Annotated in this window: 18 protein-coding genes; 15 read left to right on the top strand and 3 right to left on the bottom strand. The window is 56.6% G+C overall.

Features of this window, described 5'->3' with window-relative positions; translation table 11 throughout:
* Positions 1–76 precede the first annotated feature (76 nt).
* From ASU33_RS07690 to ASU33_RS07700, 3 genes are all read left to right on the top strand, one after another.
* Complete coding sequence (locus tag ASU33_RS07690) at positions 77–454, top strand: hypothetical protein (RefSeq protein WP_059069877.1); 378 nt, start codon at positions 77–79, stop codon at positions 452–454.
* A gap of 115 nt (positions 455–569) precedes the next feature.
* Complete coding sequence (locus ASU33_RS07695; RefSeq protein ID WP_059069881.1) at positions 570–920, top strand: DUF952 domain-containing protein; 351 nt, start codon at positions 570–572, stop codon at positions 918–920.
* Between the two features lie 268 nt (positions 921–1188).
* Entirely contained in the window at positions 1189–3633 is a 2445-nt protein-coding gene (locus ASU33_RS07700) for a reprolysin-like metallopeptidase (protein WP_078062964.1), read from the top strand.
* Positions 3634–3788: 155 nt separating this feature from the next.
* Here ASU33_RS07700 and ASU33_RS07705 read toward each other — a convergent pair whose 3' ends face one another.
* Positions 3789–4370, bottom strand: a complete 582-nt coding sequence (locus tag ASU33_RS07705; RefSeq protein WP_078062965.1) for a DUF2911 domain-containing protein — start codon at positions 4368–4370, stop codon at positions 3789–3791.
* 137 nt (positions 4371–4507) lie between these two features.
* Between ASU33_RS07705 and ASU33_RS07710 the strand changes: the two genes are divergently transcribed.
* Positions 4508–4873, top strand: a complete 366-nt coding sequence (locus ASU33_RS07710; RefSeq protein WP_059069884.1) for a hypothetical protein — start codon at positions 4508–4510, stop codon at positions 4871–4873.
* A gap of 69 nt (positions 4874–4942) precedes the next feature.
* Positions 4943–5356, top strand: a complete 414-nt coding sequence (locus ASU33_RS07715; RefSeq protein ID WP_059069886.1) for a hypothetical protein — start codon at positions 4943–4945, stop codon at positions 5354–5356.
* Here the strand turns inward: ASU33_RS07715 and ASU33_RS07720 are convergent.
* Positions 5313–7205, bottom strand: coding sequence for an ABC-F family ATP-binding cassette domain-containing protein (locus ASU33_RS07720; protein WP_059069888.1), 1893 nt, complete (start codon positions 7203–7205; stop codon positions 5313–5315). The genes ASU33_RS07715 and ASU33_RS07720 overlap by 44 nt on opposite strands.
* A 271-nt stretch (positions 7206–7476) precedes the next feature.
* Complete coding sequence (locus tag ASU33_RS07725) at positions 7477–7716, bottom strand: hypothetical protein (protein ID WP_059069890.1); 240 nt, start codon at positions 7714–7716, stop codon at positions 7477–7479.
* A 255-nt stretch (positions 7717–7971) separates the two neighbouring features.
* Between ASU33_RS07725 and murI the strand changes: the two genes are divergently transcribed.
* From murI to ASU33_RS20980, 10 genes are all read left to right on the top strand, one after another.
* On the top strand, positions 7972–8802 hold the full coding sequence (murI, locus tag ASU33_RS07730; protein ID WP_434060535.1) for a glutamate racemase: 831 nt from the start codon (positions 7972–7974) through the stop codon (positions 8800–8802).
* A gap of 265 nt (positions 8803–9067) precedes the next feature.
* Complete coding sequence (locus tag ASU33_RS07735; protein WP_059069894.1) at positions 9068–9688, top strand: CsgE family curli-type amyloid fiber assembly protein; 621 nt, start codon at positions 9068–9070, stop codon at positions 9686–9688.
* 44 nt (positions 9689–9732) lie between these two features.
* On the top strand, positions 9733–10173 hold the full coding sequence (locus tag ASU33_RS07740; protein WP_078063040.1) for a curli production assembly/transport component CsgF: 441 nt from the start codon (positions 9733–9735) through the stop codon (positions 10171–10173).
* A 56-nt stretch (positions 10174–10229) separates the two neighbouring features.
* Positions 10230–11639 carry a CsgG/HfaB family protein gene (locus tag ASU33_RS07745; protein ID WP_059069898.1) on the top strand — a complete coding sequence of 470 codons (1410 nt, stop codon included), beginning with the start codon at positions 10230–10232 and terminating at the stop codon, positions 11637–11639.
* A 202-nt stretch (positions 11640–11841) separates the two neighbouring features.
* Positions 11842–12507, top strand: coding sequence for a hypothetical protein (locus ASU33_RS07750; RefSeq protein ID WP_059069900.1), 666 nt, complete (start codon positions 11842–11844; stop codon positions 12505–12507).
* A 101-nt stretch (positions 12508–12608) separates the two neighbouring features.
* Complete coding sequence (locus ASU33_RS07755; protein WP_059069902.1) at positions 12609–13190, top strand: hypothetical protein; 582 nt, start codon at positions 12609–12611, stop codon at positions 13188–13190.
* A gap of 365 nt (positions 13191–13555) precedes the next feature.
* Positions 13556–15073 carry a beta-sandwich domain-containing protein gene (locus ASU33_RS07760; protein ID WP_059069905.1) on the top strand — a complete coding sequence of 506 codons (1518 nt, stop codon included), beginning with the start codon at positions 13556–13558 and terminating at the stop codon, positions 15071–15073.
* A 1051-nt stretch (positions 15074–16124) separates the two neighbouring features.
* Positions 16125–18749, top strand: coding sequence for a T9SS type A sorting domain-containing protein (locus ASU33_RS07765; RefSeq protein WP_160328153.1), 2625 nt, complete (start codon positions 16125–16127; stop codon positions 18747–18749).
* A 232-nt stretch (positions 18750–18981) separates the two neighbouring features.
* Positions 18982–20580, top strand: a complete 1599-nt coding sequence (locus ASU33_RS07770) for a DUF8696 domain-containing protein (RefSeq protein WP_149867101.1) — start codon at positions 18982–18984, stop codon at positions 20578–20580.
* A 196-nt stretch (positions 20581–20776) separates the two neighbouring features.
* Positions 20777–22042: a T9SS type A sorting domain-containing protein gene (locus ASU33_RS20980; protein ID WP_149867102.1), complete on the top strand. Its 1266-nt coding sequence runs from the start codon at positions 20777–20779 to the stop codon at positions 22040–22042.
* Positions 22043–22155 lie beyond the last annotated feature (113 nt).

The raw sequence follows: 22155 nt of genomic DNA on the forward strand, positions 1-22155 counted from the left end.
GACGGCTCCGTTTTCTTGAATCTTTCACAAATTTGCCAATGCAGCCGCGCACCAGCGCCGCCGTCATTTTTCGACTATGGATACCAACGCCCTCAATAAAGCCCTCGCGGCTCTGCTGAAGAAAAAGCACGAATTGCACCAACTCGCTTACAGCGACGCCCGCTACGACGACGTAGAGGAAGAACTGCACGACCTCGAAGACGACTTCAACGAGGAATACGGCGAATTCCTGGAAGCCGCGCTGGAAAAAGTACACGGCGAGCTGGGCTCCGATACCGATGTGTTGTTGCCCACTGCCTACTTGCCCAACGGCCCCGAGCCCACCGCCGAAGACGGCGTCTGGATCGACTCGGAGAAGTACCCCGGCAAGGTACGCTTGGTGCTGCTGCCCAGCCCCACGCGCCTGGTGCTCAACACCAGCAAAGGCCAGCAGCACGAGCTCTGGAAAGCTTAGTTAATCAGTTGTTAGGTAATGGTTGCCAGTTGTCCGCCGCGTATGGCGGATAACTGGCTTCTGTTTTTTACCCCGCACAGGTAGCCGACGTCGCCAACGCCAAAAACCAACTTACATGCTCTACCGCGTAGCCGAGCTAGCCGATTGGCAGCAGGCCCAGCAAACGGGCTTTTTCGCCAGCGCCGATTTGCAGGCCGAAGGGTTCATTCATACCTCCGAGCTGCACCAGCTCTTGGAAACAGCCAACCGTTACTACCTAGGGCGCACCGATGTGGTGCTGCTCGAGCTCGACGAAGCGGCCCTAGGTGCTGCTGGGGTGGTGGTAAAGCGGGAGTGGGCCGAAAGCCGCGGGCAGTACTTTGCACACGTGTTTGGGCCCATACCATTGGCGGCCGTTGTGCGGATCATTGTTATGCAGCCTGACCCCGATGGCCAGTTCCGGATGCCAACTCCGCTGCAGGGTTAATTTCGTGGCAAGTTGTTGAGGTACCCAGGGCCAAACGTTTACCAACTGGCTCCTGACGGCAGCAACTTGGCTATGTTGGAAAAAACGAAGAGATAACCCTGTTGAAATCAAGTATTTTAGGTTGTTATTTAACTATTCTGATGTAATCCAATGTTATATAACGATTAGTCGAGGCCAGGTAAACGCTGTGGCGTAATCTTGCCGCTGTGGAGCTTCGCTTGGCCTGTAGCGTGCCCGGCAGAGCCGCACACTGCTCTACCTCACGACTATGATACACAACTTACTGAAGGCAAGTATCCTAGCTGGTGTTTTGCTTGGGTTGCCGGACATCGGCTACGGGCAAATCACCAACGCCCTTTGGCAAAAGGTACCCGCACCCGATGCGCTTCGGGCAACAACCCCGACCGGCCAGTGGTACACGCTCGATGCAACCCAACTTCGCTCGCGTTTAGCACAGGCTCCACCCGAAACACGGCCGCAAGAGGCCGTGCCGCTCGAGCTGCCGTACCCCGATGGCACCCTGCACCGCTTTGCCATTACCCAAGTGCCCGTGATGGCGCCGGCGCTTGCTGCTCGTTACCCGCAGATACAGGCCTATGCGGGCCGCGGCATCGATGAGCCGGCCGCTACGGTGCGACTGGAGTGGCTAGCTACCGGACTGCACGCGCAGGTTACCACCCCCCAAGGCGTGCTGGCCATCGGCACCGAAGCCCAGGCGCCTGGCCGCTACCAAAGCCGCCAGCAAACTCCTACTGATTTTAACTGCCAGGCCATTGAGCTTACCGGCAACGATGCCCGCCCCATGGGCGGTACGCCCCCAACTGCGCCGGCTCCGTACGGAACGCAACTGCGTACGCTGCGCTTGGCACTGGCCGCCACCGGCGAATACGTGCAAAGCCTAGGCGGCGGCAGCGTTGCCGGTACCTTGGCCAGCATGGTCACGCTCGTCAACAGCATCAATGCGGTGTATGAGCGTGACTTATCGATGCGCTTGCAGTTGGTAGCCGATACCGATAAGCTCATCTACCTCGATGCCAACTCCGACCCCTACGACAACAGCAGCCCTTCGGCGCTGATGAATGCCAACGATGCGGTGGTGAATAATGCCCTAGGTGCGGGCACGTACGATATCGGGCACGTGCTGGGCTACCGCTCGGGTGGGTATTCCGGCGTGGCTTACGTGGGGGTAGTGTGCTCGTCCACGCGCCCGGCGGGAGGGTCGTCCACGGGCGCATCGGCCGCGCTGATGGCCACAGTTGTAACGCACGAAATCGGGCATCAGCTGGGCTCTGGCCATACCTTCAACGGCGACAAAGGCAACTGTGCGGGTGGCAACCGCAGCGCAAACCTGGCTTACGAGCCTGGCGCTGGCAACACCATCATGTCGTACGATTCGCGTTGTGCCCCCGATAACGTAGGTAGCGCCGTGCGGTACTTTCATGCCGGCAGCATCAGCGCCATATGGGGGCGGCTGCGCTGCGGCACCCTTTCGGCCAATGGCAACAGCGCGCCTAGCGTGAGCGTGCCGCCCAGCGGCTATGTCATCCCGAAGGGCACCCCGTTTACCCTGGAGGGCAGTGGCTCGGACCCCGACGGCGACGCCCTGGGGTACTCGTGGGAGCAGCTAGACCTAGGCGAGCCCAGCGGCCTGGACGGCGCAGCTACCGATGCTTCGGGCCCACCGCTGTTCCGCAGCTACGCACCGCAGGCCAGTCCTGCGCGCACTTTCCCGAACATGGCGGCCGTGCTTTCGGGCAGCTCGTCGCTAGGCGAAATACTGCCGCTGGTGGCACGCACGCTCAACTTCCGACTCACCGCCCGCGACAATCGGGGCGGGGTAGCCGCCGCCAACACGGCCCTAACCGTAGCCGATGCCGGGCCATTCAGTGTAACAGCCCCGAATACGGCCCTGACGCTGGCACCAGGTAGCACCTATACCCTCAGTTGGGACGTGCTGGGCACCGACCAGGCACCCGTAAACTGCACCAACGTGCAGGTGCTGTTTTCGGCCGATGGGGGCACTACTTTCCCTACGGTACTGCTGGCCAGCACGCCCAACGATGGCAGCGCCGAAATTCAGCTGCCCCGGCTCAACACCACGAAAGGACGCTTGAAAATTCAGGCCGTTAACAATGTCTTTTTCGCTGTCAACAACGCCAACATTACGCTGGCTGGTACGCTACCGGTGGAGCTAACGGCTTTTCGGGCCGAAGCGCGGGGTGCCGTGGCGCACTTGTCGTGGACGACCGCGCTGGAGCGGAACAACCAAGGCTTTGCGGTGGAGGCTGCCCCCGACGGCATCAACTTCCGCCGGATAGCGTGGGTGCCGGGGCGGGGCAACAGCACCGTTACCACCTCGTACCATTACGCCGATAACGGCCTGAGCGGCTATGGCGCTACCACGGTGTACTACCGCTTGCGCCAGATCGACCAAGACGGCACCGAAATCGTTTCGCCGGCCCAAATCGTGGTTATAACTCCCGATGCCACCTCTGGTTTGCAGCTCTGGCCTAACCCCGTGCATGAGCGCGTAACGGTATCTGGGCCCGCCCCCGGCCAACTTCTGTACTTGCTCGATCTTGCCGGGCGAGAAGTGCTGCGTACCACGCTGCCCGCTTCCGGAACCTTGGAGCTGCGCTTGCCCGCCGGCTTGCCACAGGGCGTTTACATGGTGCGCAACGGGGCAGCGTCGGGGCGGCTTATCGTTCAATAACCTGCTGCGTTCCTCGACGCTGCTAAAATTAGCATGTCAAGAAAAAGCCCGCCAGCAGTGCTGCTGGCGGGCTTTTTCTTGATGTGCTTCGGAGGACTAGTTACGCTACCAGGCGCCGGCCGCGTAACCGATGGCTGATTGGGGCAGCCAAACCGTTATTTAATGGCAATGGGCAGCTCCATGGTTTCCCAGCGCAGCACCACGCCGGGGCTGGTTACGGTGTAAGTAAGGCGCTCCATCATGGCGGCTTTGCGGGGCGTCACGGTTACGCGCAGGGCGTCCTGGGCTTGGTCGTACTTAAAAGAGCCCCACTGATTGGCTGTTTTGTTGAAAATAGCCGTCCAGGCTTGCTCCGTTGGAATTACGAAGAATGCATACGTACCAGCGGGCAGCTGCTTGCCCTCTACGGTTACGGGCTTATCGAAGGTGATGGTGGTAGCCTCGTTGGCACCGGCACGCCACACTTGGTTGTAGGGTACCAGCTCGCCCCAGATTTTGCGGCCTTTTACCGCCGGGCTGCTGTACTTAACGGTGACGTTGGCATTGCCGGCTTTGCCGGTGGCGGTGGCCGCCGGGCTGGGCTTAGCCTGGGCCTGATCTTGGCTGGGAACTATGGCCCCAATCGGCTTAACCTTGGGCTCGGATTGGGTTTGTACCTGCGCTTGTGTGTGCAGAGCAGCCAGTGTGCCTAAGCCGAAGAGTACAGGAGCGAAGAATGGTCGGAGGGAGGTTCGCATAGCTTTTGGGTAAGAAGAAAGGTGAATTGGTAAACAGAAGCATGAGCAAGATAGAAGTTGCTTCAGTAGTATAGAATGGCACGAATATTTGTGCCAACGGAGCTACTTGGTTTCTGCCACTTTACCCAGTCAACCTTATGCGCTTTGCTACTCCATTGCTATTCCTAGGTACCTCTCTAAGCTTAGTAGGGTGCGTGCCGCAATACTATGTTTCTATTAAGCCCGCCGGCAGCGCTGCGCGTTGGGAAAACGGGCTGGAGCTGGTAGCCGCCCAAGTCGATAGCGTAGAGGCAGACATGGCCGTAGCTGCCATGGCCGGCAATTACCTGGAGTTCGACGTGACGGTGCGCAACCGCAGCTCGCGTGCCGTGTTGGTAGCGCCCGAGCAGTTTTACCTAGAGGCCAGCTTCCCGCCGAGTGCAAGTCCCAACACACCTGCTCCTACGGGTGCGGTGCGCGTTCCGGCTGTTAATCCCGAAGACGCCATTCTGAAGCTGCAGTAGGACGCGGCGTACCACGACAAGAAATCCACCGCTGTTTCGGCTATCGAAATTTTATCTGGCATCAACGAGGTGGCCCAGGACCTGAGCAGCCGCAAACGAAAGGAAACCGAAGCGCAGCGCAACGCCCGCAACACCGCCTACCAAGCCGAAATGAATGGCTACCAGCAGGAGCGCACCGACCACGCCGTGCGGGCTGCTGCCGTGCGCGATGAGCTGCGGGCCGCTGAAGAGGGAATGCTGCGCAAAACCACCCTCGGCCCGGGTTTTGCCCTCCGCGGCCGCGTACGCTTTCAGCGCTCCGCCGACGCGGCCGACCGCCTACGGGTGGTAGTGCCCGTAAGCGGCCGCCAATTGGCCGGCGAATTCACCCAATTCCGCTACCGCCCCAACGCTTCTCAGCCCGCCATGGCGCAGGCGGCACCTAGGGCGCTGCCGGCCGCTAGCCAACCAACTCAGCCAGCTCCAGCCACCGTTCGCCCTTAGCATCGAGGTCGGCATCGAGCTGTTGCAGGCGGGCGGCCCACTCGGCTAGTTGCTGGTGGGTGCCGCTGCCGCTGTTCATCTGCTCCACGAGCTGCTTTTTTTCGTCTTCGAGCTGGCCAATGGCGGCTTCCAGCTGCTCGTATTCTTTTTTCTCGGCAAAGGAGGCCCGGCGGGCTTTGCTAGGTGCCGAAGCCGGAGTGGCCGCTACCGCTGCGGCATCCTTGGCTGCTTTGGCCGCGGCCGCGGCGGCTTCGGTAGCCTGCTGATCCTTGAGAAACTGGCGGTAGTCGGTGTAGTTGCCGGGGAACAGGCGCACGCGCCCGCCGGGCTCCAGCACCAGCAGTTGCTCTACCAGCCGGTCCATAAAGTACCGGTCGTGCGATACGAGTACCAAGCACCCGGCGAAGTTGAGCAGGAAGTCTTCCAGAATGTTGAGCGTCACGATGTCTAGGTCGTTCGTGGGCTCGTCGAGAATCAGGAAGTTGGGATTCTTGATGAGTACGCGCAGTAGCTGCAAGCGCCGCTTTTCGCCCCCGCTGAGCTTGCCCACCAAGGTGTATTGCTGCGCCGGCGGAAACAAGAAATGTTGCAGCAGCTGCGACGCGGTGAGCACAGAGCCATCGGCCATTTCCACCACCTCGGCTACTTCCTTCACCACGTCAATCACGCGCTGATCGTCGGTGTACTGTAGCTCTTGCTGCGTGTAGTAACCGAACACGGTGGTTTGGCCGGCCTCCACTTCGCCGCTATCGGGCTGCAGGCGCTGCGTAAGAATGTTGAGCAGGGTGGTTTTGCCGGCGCCGTTGGGCCCCACAATACCTAGGCGCTCCTTCTTGCGGAACACGTGGCTGAAATCATTCAGCACGGTTTTCTCGCCGAAACGCTTCATCAGGTGTTTGGCCTCGAGCACCTTGTTACCCTGGCGCGTCGATTTCACCGACAGCTCTACCTGCTGCTGAGGGCCGCGGCCTTTGGCTTTTTCTTGAGTGTCGTAAAACGCCTCGATGCGGGCTTTTTGCTTGGTGCCGCGGGCTTGCGGCTGGCGGCGCATCCACTCAAGCTCCTTGCGTAACAGGTTGCGGGCTTTTTCTACCTCGGCGGCTTCCATTAGCTCGCGCTCGGCCTTTTTCTCTACGTAGTAAGCGTAGTTGCCTTGGTAGCGGTGCACCTGGCCGCGGTCGAGCTCCACAATTTCGTTGGCCACGCGGTCGAGAAAGTACCTGTCGTGGGTTACCATCAACAGCGTGAGGGTGGGGGAGGCCAAGCGGTTTTCGAGCCACTCAATGGTATCGAGGTCGAGGTGGTTGGTGGGCTCGTCGAGAATGATGATTTCCGGTTCCTCAATCAGCAAGCGGGCCAGGGCCACGCGCTTTTGCTGCCCACCCGACAGCGAACCTACCCGCTGTTCGAGGTCGTGGATGCCCAGCTGACCTAGGATTTGCCGCACCTGCGCCTCGTAATCCCAGGCATTCAAAGCATCCATGCGCTGCAGAGCGTGCTGCAGCTCGGTAGGGTCGGCGGCGTCGCCTTTCAGCATCAGGCGCTCGTAGTCGCGCACGGCCTCAAGGGTGGCGTTTTCGCCCGCGAAAATGCTCTGCTGAACAGTGAGGTTGTTATCGAAGGTGGGTTGCTGCGACAAAAAGCCCAGGCGCATGCCGTTGCGCATGCTCACCAAGCCGGTGTCGGGCGGCTCGAGCCCGGCCAGCACCCGCAGCAGCGAGGTTTTGCCCGACCCGTTTACGCCCACCAGCGCCACGCGCTGGCCTTGTTGCAACCCAAACGACAAATCGCGGAACAACCAGCGGTCCGCGTAATTCTTCGATATATTCTCAGCCGACAGCAGATTCATACTTGCAAAGGTAGATCACGAATCCGCACCGATTTCTGAGGGGCCGCCGATTTCGGCGACCGAGGCTGCACCATGCCAAGCCGCCGTAGCCGACCAAATGCCTTCGCCGCCCTCAAATACGATGCTTCGGATACAAACCGCTTGCCCCGGCAATTTGTGCCACCATATCGGCGCTAGCCCAAAACGGAAAGCACGCGCTGGCACCGACCCCCAATGAGCCGCTACCGACGCGTGCTGTGCGTCCGCTCCAAAAGAGGCAGTAAAAGCCAGGTCAGATAACGCGCACCCGATCTACGTGCACATCGTCGCGCAAAATCTCGAGGCCTTTGTAGGCTAGGGGGCGGCCCGTGTTGGTGGTTAAGTCGCCACCGTCGGCGTGCAAGCCGGCTACATCGAGCACTAGCTGCGTGTACTTCCGCTCACCAAGTTCGATGGCTACCGGACGGCCTTGTTCAGTATTGTAATGAGCAAGCGCCTGGTCGATTTCCTCCAGAATGACGCTTCGGTTCATATAAGCAGAAGTAGTTTGCTGAGCAACATACACAATTGCTGCGAAATGCTATAGGGGCAAAGTAGCCAACCCCGTAAGCAAGGCTGCGCTAATACATCTACTGCGTAGCACGTAGGTGCTGCCACGCACTTTGCTGGCCTAGGTAACAGGAATTGCGGGGTGTTCCGCCTCAATGTTCAGTTGCTTGCTGCAAGGCTATTGGGCCAGAGGCTACCTAGGGCAGTTGCACTGCAAAAGCGCTGTAACTTCGGGCCCATGTCTGTACTTGCATCCATGCCCGATTCGCGCCCTATTGGAGTATTTGATAGCGGTATTGGGGGCCTGACGGTGGCCCGCGCCGTAAACCAGTTGTTGCCCCACGAGCGGCTGGTATACTTTGGCGATACCGCCCACTTGCCCTACGGCGACAAATCGACAGCGGCTATCCAGGCTTATAGCGTGAAGATTTGCGATTTGCTGCTGCGCCAGCACTGCAAGGTTATTCTGATTGCCTGCAACTCGGCCTCGGCGGCCGCCTACGAGTTGGTACGCGAGTATGTAGGCTCCAAGGCCCGCGTGCTGAACGTTATCGACCCAATTGTGCAGCAAGTAGGCTTGCACTACGCCGGCCGCGAGGTAGGCCTTATCGGCACCAAGCAAACCGTGGGCTCCAACGTGTACCGCAAAAAGCTCGATCAGCTCGACCGAGACATCCGCTTGCACGCGTTGGCCACGCCCTTGCTGGCCCCCATGATTGAAGAAGGCTTTGTGCGCGGAGCTGTTAGCCAAAGCGTCATCAACACGTACCTCTCCGACGGTGCCCTGGAGGGCATTGAGGCACTGGTGTTGGCCTGCACACACTACCCGCTTATTCGGGAGCAAATAGCGGAGTATTACCAAGGGCAGGTTGATGTGCTCGATCCGTCCGACTCGGTTGCGCTTGCCTTGCAACACCTGCTGCAAACCCATGGTTTGTCGGCTTCGCCAGCCGAGCGCCCGCCGCAGCACCACTTCTACGTGTCCGATTTTACGCCTTCGTTCGAAGAAAGCACCCGACTATTTTTTGGGCAGGAGGTAAACCTCGAGCATTACCCGCTTTGGGAGTAGGGGCCGCAACCTAATTCATTGTATTACAGTCCGGCTTCGTCTTCAGGCGGGGTCGGGCTTTTTGTTTGAAGTTGAGACAGCCAACTGCCGAGCTTGCACTTTACGGTTAGAGTTTAATCTTTTTAGGAAAATACATTCAAAATGTTGAATAATTAGAATATTCAATTACGTTTACACAATAGCATTTATCTTATTTATTGATGGATGCTACAATGAATGATTGTCAGTTTTAGCTGCCCCGCATTGGGGCCTAACCCTAGGTGTTATGAAAGCACCCGCTGCTTGGCCCATACCTCCGGTACCTACCGTTTGTTGGTGGCGCCCGTGGTTGTTGGCAGTAGCTAGCGTAGCGCTGTTTTGGTCGGCCGCATTGCCTGCCCACGCCCAGGCCGAGAAGAAAGTACCTACCCGCACCGATGCCCCCAGCCAGCGGGCCGCTGTGCCCGCTCGCGAAAACAAATCGGCGCCGCTGCCGCCCAAAAAGCTCGAGGAGGCTTTGCAGTTGCTGCTCAGCGCCGACTCGGTGCGTAAGAGTGCGCCCAGGGCCCTAGGGCCTGAGTCGGCGGGCTTGGTTATCGACCAAACCATCACCAAAATCGGCCACGACTTCTACGATGCCTTTTATGCCGTGTTCGAGCCGCCACCCGGCGTAAGCGAGTACTCCGTGGTAATTGCCGAGCGCCCCGCGCGTATGGGCAACTCCGCCTTGGTGGTCGTATCCGTCGACAACACCGAACTGCTGGAAATGCCCATGCAGGCGCGTTACGACGTGATTGAGGCCTCGGCCGCCGATGCCGCCGCATCTGTGTATGGCTACCTCGAATCGGTGCGCAACCTCAGTCAGCAACTCGAGCAAGGCGAATTGCGCGGCACGGCGCAGTACTAGGCTGCTACCCCTTTTATTCTTCCACCTTACCCCACCTGATGTTTATGAAAATATGGTTTACCGGATTTGTGTGGTTGCTACTGGGGCTGCTGGCTCGCCCCGCCGCTGCCCAGGACTTGGTGTATGAGCCTAAAAATCCTTCGTTTGGGGGCGGCAATACCTTCAACTACCAATGGTTGTTGAGTTCAGCCTCGGCCCAAAACACCATTGAGGATACCAACGCGCGCAACGGCGGCCTAGAGCGCGAAAACGCCGATCCGCTCACCAGTTTTGCCGACAACCTGAACAAGCAGCTGCTGGCTCAGCTCACCAACCGCTTTATTACCTCGCAGTTTGGCAGCGGCACCGGCCCCGTGAAGCCGGGCAGCTACACCGTGGGCATTTACCAGATTGAAGTGGTACCCGGCTCCAACGGCGTCACAATCAAAATCACCGACTCGGGCACTGGTAACCAAACCACCGTTACCATTCCCAACGTGCCCTAGGTGGCGCATTGCCTGCGGTTTCTCTCTACCTCCCAGCTTTATTGCCCGCCAAACGTATGAACACTTTGCTGTTGCGCCCTGCGCACCGGCTGGCACTGGCGGCCACGCTCGTGGCCGGCGGGTGCGCGCCGTATTTTCACCAGCCCCTCGGTACCCAACCCGCCCGCCTAGGTGCCGAAGTAAACGCCAACGCCGAACTACGCGACCTGCCCCAACCGCGCGAAAAAGCCGTAGTGGCCGTTTACAAGTTTCGCGACCAAACCGGGCAGTACAAACCCACTTCCAGTGGCTCTAGCTTCTCCACAGCCGTAACACAGGGCACCACCACCATTCTGATGCGGGCCTTGGAAGAATCGCGCTGGTTTGATGCCATTGAGCGCGAAAACTTAAGCAACCTGCTGAACGAGCGTAAAATTATCCGCTCAACGCGCGCCGAGTATTCGGAGCAAACCGGCCAGCGCCAACCGCCGCTGCCGCCGCTGCTCTTTGCGGGCGTAATCCTCGAAGGCGGCATCATCTCATACGATGCCAACATACTGACGGGCGGCGCCGGGCTGCGCTACTTCGGCGCCGGGGCCTCGGGCCAGTACCGCCAAGACCGCGTAACCGTGTACCTGCGTGCCATCAGCACGGCCAATGGGCGCGTGCTCAAAACCGTGTACACCAGCAAAACCATTCTGTCGCAGCAGGTCGATGCCGGCTTGTTTCGCTTCGTGAACTTTAAGCGTCTGCTCGAAACCGAAACCGGCTTTACTTACAACGAGCCCAGCGAAATGGCTGTTAAGGAGGCCATCGAGAAATCGGTGCGGGCCATGGTGTTTGAGGGCATCAAGGACGGTTTGTGGGCGCCCCGCAACCCCGAGGAAGCGAACGGCCCAGGGATGCGCGCCTACCTGCAGGAAAAGGAAGAGAACCTAACCGTTGATGTGCTCGGCCGCGACATGCGCCCGCGCCGTAGCACCTTGGGTATTGGCCTCTCGGCAGGCCTGCAGCGTTACAGCGGCGATTTTGCCAACCCGCTCATTCGGCCGCAAGGCGCGCTTACACTGCGCTACCAACTGGGCACGGGTCGCTGGAGCGCCTTTGCAGCCGTAGGTCGGGGGCAGCTTTCAGCCGAAAAGTACCTCGATCGTACGCTTAATTACACGGAAGGGGGCATCAGCTACCGGCTGTTCCCGCTTGATGCATTTACACCTGTGGTGTTTGCGGGCGGCGGCGTAACGCTGCCCTTGCGCGTGCGGGGCGGTGCGCCAACCTCGCCCGTGCCGCATACCTTATTTGGCCTAGGTGCCGAACTGCTTCTGACCAAGCGCTTGGGGCTTAATGCCAGCTTGGAAAACCGCTATTTCCTCAGCGATAAGCTCGACAATATGCCCCATGGCTCTTACAACGACTACACTTGGGGGGGGCGCGTAGGGTTTACGTACTACTTAGGAGCCGCCACTTCCGCACGCAAAGACAAATAGCTCCACTATCAATAAACTGATAATTAATAACTTAAGCGTTAATTCTAGCTATTAAACAATATTGAGAAAAAATTGAATAAAAAATTTACTCGACAGTATTTGAATATTAGGAAAGCTTCATATATTTGAACTGTCTATCCGGAAAAGACAAAAACTACTTACAAAATTTATAGTACAACACATCCCCAAACCTTCCAACATCATGAAAAAAATTCAACTTCTTGCTGCTGCATTGCTGATCTCGGGCGCTGCTTTCGCTCAAACTACTCCTAACGCTAAACCCGCTGCTCAAGGCCGTACCGCTGGCATCCGCGCGTTGCCTGGCAACGTACAAATTGGTGCCACCAGCCGCAACAGCGTCCTCGTTGACAATGATTCGTATCTGCAACAAATTGGCACTAATAACTACGGCAGCGTAAGCCAGATTGGTACCGACCACAGCGCCGATATGTATCAGAACGGCACGGGCAACGATGCTTACCAGACGCAGCGCGGTGTATCGCCAATCAACGGCGGCAATGTGGCTTATTCTTCGCAATACGGCACCCGCAACTACGTTGACCAAGATCAGAACGGTTACCGCCAGGAGGCTATTGTAGAACAAGGCGCTGCAGGTGCTAACGTAACCGAGAACTACGCAGTACAAGAGCAAGACGGTGATTTCAACTACGGCTTCATCGACCAAGACAGCGACCGTAACTTCGCTCACCAGAAGCAATCTAACACTGCTTTCTCGGGCGATGGCAACTTTGCCGACACCCGCCAAGGCAACGGAGTTGCCGGCTCGGGCAACGCCGACCGTCAGTGGAGCCAAGTGGTACAGAGCGGCAACGGCAACGCCGCTATCGTTCGCCAAGACCACGACTAACAGCTAAGCGCGGGTGCGCTATAACACCCTTAGCACCGGATCCGCTTGCTCGGCAAGCGGGTCCGGTTTGCTAGGTTACGGCGTACCCATTAGCCAAAGCCATGAGCAAATTATTGGCACTTTTGACCGGGGGCTTGCTGATGATCGGCACAGCCCCGGCCTGGGCCCAGCAACGGGCAAGCGAAGCAGCCGGCGCCGAGCAACGCTTGGCCGAGGAAATCGGGCTGGAGAGGTTGCCCGCGGCGGCGCCGAGCCCTCTGAACGCCAACAACGTGGCTACACTGCAGCAGCAGGGGGTAGAAAACCGCGCGCAAGCCGTTCAAAATAACCCGGGTTTACTCTCCAACCTAGCCTTAATTCGGCAGGTAGGCGCCAGCAACGAAGCTCAGCTTAGCCAAACCGGCAGCGGCAACCGATCCACGGTGCAGCAGCAGGGCAACCGCAACCACGTATCGAGTTCGGTGGTCGGCAACGACAACGAAATTGAGGTAGTGCAACGCGGTAGCCAGAACGTCGTCAGCAGCGAAGTAGTGAACGACGGGCGGCAGTACACCATTCTGCAGCAGGGCAGCAACAACCGGCTGAATCAGGTGGAAACTTCGCCTGCTTCGCCCAAAGGCTACACCGTGGAGATGCGCGGCAACGGCATCAACATCACGATTGAGCAGGGCAAAGCCTGGTAGCTGTTAGCCACCGGCCGCCCGGGCTAGCGCAACATAAACGTAGCGCTAGCCCGGGTTAGGCGCGGCAGATGCAGTAAATAAATACATATGAATAATCGAATTTATATTTTACCTTACCTCATCCGTGCCGCTCAGCCGAATGTGGTTCGCGTGCTTTGCTTTGTTGGCTTGCCCCCGTTGGGCTAAGCCGTGCCGATGTGCGCAAAATTGCATTGGGCGGTTGGTGCCGCCCTTGGCCAGCACAGCGTTGGCTACCAGGGGAGCCGTGCCCTAGGTGCCAAGGCAACTGGCCTGCGTGGGCCGCAACTTGCCCCCTTCTTGCATAACCCGCAGTATTGCTACTTCTACTACATCCTCCTTCCACCATGCTTGTTTGTTTTACCCGCTTCGCCTTAGCCTGGCGCCCGCTCCGCCTGTGGGCATGGCTGATTGCCCTGCTACTGACAGCTTGCACCGAAGACCCCGTGGAGCCCCTGCTGGTCGGCCACATTGAAGGGGTGGTACGGGACAGTCGCACCAACGCGCCCATTCCCAATGTGGCTATCAGCACCAATCCGGCCTCTACTTCGCTTACCTCCGATGCCGCTGGCCAGTTCAGCTTCCGCGACCTAGAGATTGGCAAGTATGCCCTAAACGTACGCCGTGCCGGTTACCGTACCGAAACCGTGAACGTAACCGTCAGCGAGGGCAAAGCCACCTCCGTAACGGTGGTGCTCGAGCAATCGACGAACAACCAGCGCCCCAACGCCCCGGCCAAACCTTTCCCAGGCAACACCGCCACCAACCAAGAGGTAAACCTGAAGCTGAAGTGGAAGGCCACCGACCCCGACGCAGGCGACTCCCTGCGCTACGACGTGGTGCTGTACCAGAGCAACTCTAGCCAGCAGCAGGCATTGCTCAGCAACAGCCGCGACACCACGGTGCAAGTGACTGGGCTGAAATTCAACACCACGTATTTCTGGCAGGTAACCGTACGCGACAAAGCCGGCGAAACCGTGCGCGGCGACGTTTGGACGTTCACGACCAAACCCATGCCCGAACTGCGCTATTTGTTTGCCCGCGAAACCAACGGCAATACCGATGTGTACGCCTCCGACGGAGCGGCCGATGGCGTTACAATTCGACTCACCAGCGCGGCCAGCATCGAAACCGCCCCGCAGCTTAGCCCCACCCGCGACCGAATTGCCTACGCCAGCAATGCTACTGGGCAGTTTCAGCTCTACACCATGAACCGCGACGGCTCCGATGTCCGCCGTGTTACCAACATTCCGCTCGATGGGTACCACACTACCGGCAATGCCTACCGCTGGTCGCCCGACGGAGCGCAGCTGATTTACGCCAACTACGACCGACTGTACCGCATCAACCGCGACGGCACCGGCCTCACGCTCCTGGCTACGGCACCCGTAGGGCGCCACTTCGGTGAGATGGATTGGTCGGAGTTGCAAAACGAAATTATGGTCCAAACCATCGGGTCAAACGTATTCGATGCGGAAGTGTATGCCTACCGGGCCAATGGCATCTTGCTGGGCATGTCCCTGGGTAATTTGCCCGGCCGCACCGACTCGCCTTGCTACAGCTTAGATGGTAAAAATTGGTTGTATACCCGCGATGTATCCGGCGTTAACAATATTACTGGCCGGCAACTGGATGCGCGCATTTTTGCGGCCAAGAGCGACGGATCGGGAGTAGTTGATTTATCTGCCAAAAAGCCCGCCGGAACCAACGATTTATACCCACGCTACTCGCCCGATGGCTCAAAGATCATCTTTGTAAATCGGGTGAACGACAACATTACACCCCCTGAAGTGTGGATAATGGATACCGATGGAAGTAACCGGAAGCTGCTTTTTCAAGCCGCTACGTTGCCCGATTGGAGGTAGAGTGTGAAAGGTCAAACCCTTCCGCAAACAACCGGGGCGGCTCCTTGCATAAGGAGCCGCCCCGGTTGTTTGCGGAAGGGTTTCAATTCTAATGACTTGAATATTAAATATCAATATTTGTTTATTCTTTGGCAATGCCAAGAAATGTTTGAGGCGGAAAGTAGGTACTTCAATTTATGTTCCTGAATTTCGCGTGTGATTGAGTTTGGATGACAACAAGTAGAATGCGACGTTTCAAATGTTTGCAAGCTTCTGTGCGGGATAGTTGGCTGAGGAACATATTATTTTTACTGTAGAGGTAACTGAAAAATGGAGAGTGGCACAAGATGTGAGGGTATAGCTGCAAAATGTGCAAACTTCAATTTGAACAAACCTGGTAAGTTGAAATAAAATCTGAGAAAAATCAAGACCCTTTTGAATGCTTGAGCGTATTTCACGCCGTAACCGCATTCTTCAACCCTTTGTAACCCTTTGTTTTCTATATATGAAAAACGCTTACTTACGCGCAGTCCGGCGAGATAGTAGCTGGCAATTTTGCGCGCTTTTGTTCATGCTGTTAAGCATGTCGTTTGCCAGCTTTGCGCAGACGATTTCGCTGACACCGAACGAGGCTGGTGACCCCCAAAACTTCGGCAGCGTTACCGTTGGCCAGGTTTCGACTAACAGAACATTCACACTTTCTGCTAGCGGTCTAAGAAACTCGTTGCAACTAATAGCGCCCGATCAATTCGAAGTAAGCTTAAGCGCTACTTCTGGTTTTTCATCTACTCTTACGTTTACACCAAATGCCGGTAACGTAAGCTCAACGACTATTTTCGCCCGTTTCCGACCAACCCAAGCTGGTACGGTGAATGCGGATGAAAATTTTCTGTTTGCGCAGTCAATCGTTCGTTCAACGCCTCCCCCTTCAATTGTTTATTCTGATTTCATCCGTGTAACGGGTGTTGGGGTAGCGGCGGCTCCCGAAATTCAGGTCAGCCCTGCAGCGCTTGGTTTCGGCAATCAGACCATCAATACCAGCTCGGCGCCGCAATCAATTACTGTTACGGGCTTGTCTCTTTCAGAGCCCATTTCGGTTACTGCTCCTGCCGGCTTTTTGGTTAGCAACGGTGGTGCCTTTGCAGCCACCACCACGCTTCCTGCTTCTGGCGGCACCGTAGATGTAGTATTCAATCCTACGGTGGTGCAGAACTACGTGGACGTAGTAACGTTCAGCAGCGCTGGTGCTGCAAGCAAAACAGTTTCGGTATCGGGCACAGGTGAGTTCCCGCAGGCTGTACTGAATGTAACTCCGACCAACATAAATTTTGGCACCATTGATCAGGGCTCTACCAGCCAAGTACAGTCCATTCAGGTAAGCGGTAGTTTTCTGTCAACAGATGGCAGCGGCACGGTTTCGGTTAGCGCCCCCAACGGTTTTCTGATCCGTACGGGCAGCAACAACTTTGGTCCTGGCCCCATAGCCCTGCCGATCGTAAACGGCAGCTTAGCGCAAACCACGGTTGACGTAATCTTTGCGCCCAACACTTCCGGATCGTTCAGCGGCAATGTGTCGTTTGTGGCGCCGCGCATCACGCGCGATGTAGCTGTTCAAGGTCAAGCCAATGCTGTTACCACGCCCACCATTACGGTTAACCCCGACAACCTGAACTTCCAGACAGTTTCAAATTCGGGTTCGGGCCAGACGCTTAGCTTTACTGTGCGCGCCATCAACTTGACCGAACCGTTGGTGCTTACGGGTTCGTCGAGCAACATAGTATTCCGCGATGCTTCTTCTGGAGGTGGTTTTGTAAATGGTTCGCTCAGCATCAATCCAGAGGCTGACAAATCGTTGGTACGCGTAATTGAGGTGAGATTGGCTGGCCCGTTCCCCAGCGGCACAACCAGCTTTGAAGGCACCATCGCAGCCAGCAGTGCTGGAGCTGTCACCCGCACAATTACAGTTAGAGCTTCTCCGGTTTTGGCAGGTAATTCAGTTATCAACGTATCCGGCGACCTAGTTCAGTTCTCGACGGTGCCCGGTGAGCCTTCGGCTACGCAGAGCTACACGGTTGAGGGCTCGAACCTGCTGCAACCCGTGACGGTGCAAGCTCCGCCTTTCTTCCAGATTAGCACAACGCCTAATTTTGATTTCCTAAACGGAGCCACCGGTAATTCGCTACAGTTTGTACCGGATCGTGGTAATGATTTGATTACCAAAACGGTTTACATCCGCTACCTGCCGCCGAATGCGCGCGACGATGCCGAAAGCATTTTGCACTCAAGCGACCCTGCGCAGGGCGTGGCTAAACCCGTGACAGGTACCAGCCAGCCGACGATATTCCTGGCCAATGCTTTCAGTGAAGTTCGTCAGGTAGTAATTAATACTACTTCGGCTGCGCAGCAAATAACGCTTCGTGCTGAGCGCGTGCGCCGTCCGATTACCATTTCAACCACGGTTGAACCCAATACCTTCAACCCAAGCAATACTCAGCAATTCGAGTTTTCGCTAACGGGCGCCGAAGGGTCCTACCAGAACGCGGTGACGATTAATCCAAATGCCACCACGTTCAGCGTAAATCAGCAAATTTTTGTGCGTTACAAACCCACTTACCTGGGTAGCGCCCTAGGTCAGCTGCGTTACCAGAGTACTGACTTCACAACCTCTGGCTTGCAGTTCTTCCAGAATAACGGTCTGCTATCGGGTCGTTCTATCGACACCCAGCCGACCAAAGAGGTTACTCTGCAAGATGGCACGCTGCGCGTTACGCGCTCGGGTAGCAATGCTACGGTTGAGTTCCTGTTGCCCCCCAACTACGTGGCTGAAGGATACGGCGAGGGTCGTCTGATTGTAGCAAGCGAAAGCGCCGCTCTGCCACCCACAAATCAGCCTGTCGATGGTACCTCTTACCAAACGGGTAACCAGCGTTACGGCGATGGTCCGCAACTAGCACCGGGCTACTTCTCGGTATACTCTGGTCCGAACTCGGTAGCAGTAATTGAGAACCTTGATCCGACCAAAGACTACTACTTCTACATCTTTGAGTTCAACAACGTATTCCGTTTGGGCAACACCGACTTCGCTGTGCAAACGGCGGAGAACTACAAGACCCCAACCATTCCGGATCCCATCGTTGGTATTCGCGTACCTGGCCAGCCGCAGCCCCCGCTGCCTGTTGAGCTGGTTTCGTTTGAGGCTAAACTGCGCAATGGCAAGGTGTACCTGAACTGGGCTACTGCTCAGGAGAAGAACAACCGTGGTTTTGAAGTGGAGCGTAGCCAGAACGGTAACGAATTCGCTAGCATCGGCTTCAAAGCAGGTCACGGTACCTCGGCCCAGCGTCATGAGTATAGCCTCGTTGATGAGCAGCCCTTGGCCGGTGTTTCGTACTACCGCCTGAAGCAGATCGACAACGACAGTAAGTTTAACTACTCGCCCGTGTTGACGGTGAAGAACGGCCGCGTTGCTGACGTAGCTGTTTACCCGAACCCGGTAGATGATGTACTAAACGTACGCTTGAGCCAAGGCGGAACCGATGCAGAGGTTGTCGTATCTGATTTGCTTGGCCGCACGGTACTCCGTGGCAAGCTCTCGGCTAATGGCACCTTCAACACCAGCAGCCTGCAACCCGGCAACTACGTTGTAACCATTACAAGTGGTGCTGAGAAAGTAACCCGCAAAGTGACGAAGCGCTAAGAAGCCTTCGGCATGATAACAAAAAGCCCCTGCCAATCGGCAGGGGCTTTTTGTTTGGTTATCAAGGTGAAGCAGCTCAACAATAGAAGAATAATGCAATTGTGTTGAACTCTGTTTAACGGCAAGTGTTAGGGCTGCTATCCAGAGCTAGTCGTAACTCATTAGTCGTTCTATGATTTCAACTTCTTCTAAATTTCTGGTTTGTGGATTGATGCTCAGGGTGTGCTGGCTTGTGCTACTTGTAGGTAGCAGCAGCGTTGCATTAGCCCAAACCTACATTACCCCTCTGCATACCGGGCGCATCGCTGATTTTGCTTCGTGGTCGTACAGCCCGGAAGTAAACACTCAAACAGTAGGAAGCAACGACTATCTGCGACTTGCACATGCCGCGGCAACTGTAGTTACGCCCACGCTCAACTTTGCTAATTACACTACCAAGTCGCTTAGCTTTCGGGTGCGCACCTTCAACGGGGTTGATGCTACGAAGAACACCATAACGGTTTCAGTGTCGGCGGACAACGGTGCTACCTGGTCGGCCGGCACTTACACCCGCACCCCAAGCTCCAGCACACTCACTGCGGTTAGTGCCATCGACTTATCAGCCATCAACGCTGCTCAGGTCAAAATTCGCTTTCAGAGCCTAGGTGCCGATGGCTCGGTAGGTGCGGGCATTGATGACATTGCTATAACTGGCAACGTAAACACCGCAAGCGTTAGCATCGGAGCACCCGTGCTGGCTGAAACTACGGTGTGCGCAGGCGCTAACTTGAGCGTATCGTTTGCCACTACTGGCAACTTCGGCAGCAACAATGTATTTGCGGCCCAACTCTCCGACGCTGCCGGCAACTTTACCAACCCAGTAATAATTGGTAGTGGTAGCAGCTCACCCATTGCGGCTGTGGTGCCGGCTACTTCAGCAGCTGGCACGGGTTACTTGGTGCGAGTGGTATCGAGCAACCCCAGCGTTAGCAGTGCCAATTCGGCTACGTTGCAAGTAGTGAAACCTGGGGTGAGCGTTACGCCAGCTAGTGTGCAAACGGTTGCCCTAGGTAGCAGTGGATCAACGCTGACCGCTACCGAAACAGCAGGAGCAATTCGGCGGCAGTGGGCAGTAGCTACAAATGCTGCTGGTCCGTTTACGGCCATCGGCGGAGAGGTGGGAGCAACTTACACACCCAATTTCTCGGCTGCCGGCTCGTATTATGTGGTTGCGCAATCGGAGTTTGGTACACCTTGCAATTCCGTCGTGCGAAGCAACGTGGTGCAGGTAAACGTAACGCTACCTAAAACATTGCTGCGCTGGGATGGAGGAGGAGATGGTGTATCATTTGCCGATGCCAACAACTGGAGTCCTGACCTAGCACCCGCTGATGGTTACGATCTGTTGCTTGACCATACGTTTATAGCGTCGGCCTACCAAGTGGTGCTGCCGGCTGGCACCCCTATTCCTTTAAGCTTGTCCTCGTTGATTGTGAACCCGAGCGGCGGTGCTGCCATTACGGTGACGTTGCCGAACACCAACACCACCGACGACTACTTGCGGTTTACGCGCGCTACCGATGCATTGGTGCTGTACAACGGTGCAACCTTCGTGAACAACTCAGGCTCGGGCAGCGGTACCCCCGTTGATGTAAGTACTGCGGGTAGCAACTTTATTATATACAACGGAGGAGCGTACGTGCACCGGACCAACCGCTCGGTTTCGGTACTACTGGATAATCTATCGGCCGCTGAGGGCACCGAAAACGGGCTTTTCGCTTTCGAAACTATCGGTACCAGCAGCTCTACCGTGTCGCTTAACGGCCGCACGTTTGGCGTTTCGGGCGGTTAGTGGCAACATCAGCTATTCATCCTCAGGAACTAACCCGCTAACCATCCGAGGTAATTTAGAGATTGAGCAGGGGGCTACGCTGGTTATAAACCTCAACGCCGATGTTACCCTGCGCGGAAACCTTATCAACAACGGCAACTTCCGGTTTTCGCCCAGTAGCAGTACGGCTCGTCCGCGGCTGGTTTTTGCCGGCAGCATGGCTCAGATCATTAGCGGCACGGCCCTAGGTAGTACCACTGGATTATCGTATTTAGGGCCAAACGTGGTGCTGCAACTCAACAATGCCAGTGGGTTAACGCTAGCAACTTCCGTAACACTGAATGCAGTTTCGGCCTCTGCCTCCAACAATGGGGGGCTGGAGTTGCTAAATGGCAAGCTCACAACCGCACCAAGTAGCGTGCTTACGCTGGCGGCCAATGCTGCTTTGCTAGGTACTGCCACCGCTAACAGTTATGTAAGCGGGCCTATGATCCGCGAAGTGACTCTGGTAGCGCCCTCGGGGGCAGAACAGCCTGCCAGTAATACTGTGCTAGAGTTTCCGGTTGGCTCAGGAACACGCTTACGCACAGCAGCATTAGCGGTGACGCCAAGCTCTTCGGGAACTGCTACGTACTCCGTGGAGGTGGTTGAACAGGCTGCTCCCGCTCTGGCCTTGCCTGCATCGTTGGAGCGAGTATCGGGCGTGCGCTACTACCGAGTGCAACGCCTAGGTGGTTCGGCTTCAATTGCCCAAGCCAGCATTACGCTGCCAGTGGCGGCCGATGATTATGTAAGCAACCCCGCCGGGTTACGGGTAGCAGCCGTAGGTAAAGAGCAGAATGCCTATTCCGATTTGCAAGGCACAGTTAACGGCAATTTCATTACTGCCCCGATTCCAGTAACACTCATTCCGCAGCTCAGTGTATTTACGTTGGCTAGTGCCCTAGGTGCCAACAACCCATTACCAGTTGAGCTAACATCATTTGCCGCAACAAGGCAGGGGCAAGGTGTACAGTTGCGTTGGCAAACGGCACAGGAGATGAACAGTGCTTGGTTTGAAGTGCAACGCAGCACTGATGGTAAGCACTTCGTGGCTATTGAGCGGCTTGCCGCCGCGGGTACTAGCAGTTCGCAGCGTACCTACTCTTGGAACGACGTGGCAGCACCGACTGGGGTACTTTACTACCGCTTATTGCAGATGGATTCCGATGGTGCATCAAAGTATTCACGTGCGGTTACCGTCGCTTCCGTAAACCTGCATTCTGTGCGAATATTCCCAAATCCTGCTACTGATGTAATCAGGCTAGATGCTACACCGCAACTTGTTCGCTGGCAGGTGCACAACAACCTAGGGCAGGTACTGCGGCAAGGCACCGCCACCGGGTCGGTTAGCATACCGGTAAGTGATTTGCGTGCCGGAACGTACTTTCTGCACGTCTTCAGTGGCGCGCAACACTACAAAGAACGTTTTGTCAAACGCTAATCAACAACGGTTGGCCCCAACCAGCAAGGGCCGCTGCAAACACTGCGGCCCTTGCTGGTTGGGGCCAACTCAACATTGATGTGTGCTCAATATATTCTTGCTCGATCTTGTAA

Source organism: Solirubrum puertoriconensis, assembly GCF_001483135.1.
Taxonomy (GTDB): domain Bacteria; phylum Bacteroidota; class Bacteroidia; order Cytophagales; family Hymenobacteraceae; genus Solirubrum; species Solirubrum puertoriconensis.

Excerpts from the sequence above, each read along its gene's own strand:
- ASU33_RS07745 (WP_059069898.1), top strand. The coding sequence starts at position 10,230 with ATGAACACTTTGCTGTTGCGCCCTGCGCACCGGCTGGCACTGGCGGCC.
- ASU33_RS07740 (WP_078063040.1), top strand. The coding sequence starts at position 9,733 with ATGAAAATATGGTTTACCGGATTTGTGTGGTTGCTACTGGGGCTGCTG.
- ASU33_RS07700 (WP_078062964.1), top strand. The coding sequence starts at position 1,189 with ATGATACACAACTTACTGAAGGCAAGTATCCTAGCTGGTGTTTTGCTT.
- ASU33_RS07710 (WP_059069884.1), top strand. The coding sequence starts at position 4,508 with ATGCGCTTTGCTACTCCATTGCTATTCCTAGGTACCTCTCTAAGCTTA.
- murI (WP_434060535.1), top strand. The coding sequence starts at position 7,972 with ATGTCTGTACTTGCATCCATGCCCGATTCGCGCCCTATTGGAGTATTT.
- ASU33_RS07760 (WP_059069905.1), top strand. The coding sequence starts at position 13,556 with ATGCTTGTTTGTTTTACCCGCTTCGCCTTAGCCTGGCGCCCGCTCCGC.
- ASU33_RS07750 (WP_059069900.1), top strand. The coding sequence starts at position 11,842 with ATGAAAAAAATTCAACTTCTTGCTGCTGCATTGCTGATCTCGGGCGCT.
- ASU33_RS07725 (WP_059069890.1), bottom strand. The coding sequence starts at position 7,716 with ATGAACCGAAGCGTCATTCTGGAGGAAATCGACCAGGCGCTTGCTCAT.
- ASU33_RS07735 (WP_059069894.1), top strand. The coding sequence starts at position 9,068 with ATGAAAGCACCCGCTGCTTGGCCCATACCTCCGGTACCTACCGTTTGT.
- ASU33_RS07690 (WP_059069877.1), top strand. The coding sequence starts at position 77 with ATGGATACCAACGCCCTCAATAAAGCCCTCGCGGCTCTGCTGAAGAAA.
- ASU33_RS07695 (WP_059069881.1), top strand. The coding sequence starts at position 570 with ATGCTCTACCGCGTAGCCGAGCTAGCCGATTGGCAGCAGGCCCAGCAA.
- ASU33_RS07755 (WP_059069902.1), top strand. The coding sequence starts at position 12,609 with ATGAGCAAATTATTGGCACTTTTGACCGGGGGCTTGCTGATGATCGGC.
- ASU33_RS20980 (WP_149867102.1), top strand. The coding sequence starts at position 20,777 with ATGGCTCAGATCATTAGCGGCACGGCCCTAGGTAGTACCACTGGATTA.
- ASU33_RS07705 (WP_078062965.1), bottom strand. The coding sequence starts at position 4,370 with ATGCGAACCTCCCTCCGACCATTCTTCGCTCCTGTACTCTTCGGCTTA.
- ASU33_RS07720 (WP_059069888.1), bottom strand. The coding sequence starts at position 7,205 with ATGAATCTGCTGTCGGCTGAGAATATATCGAAGAATTACGCGGACCGC.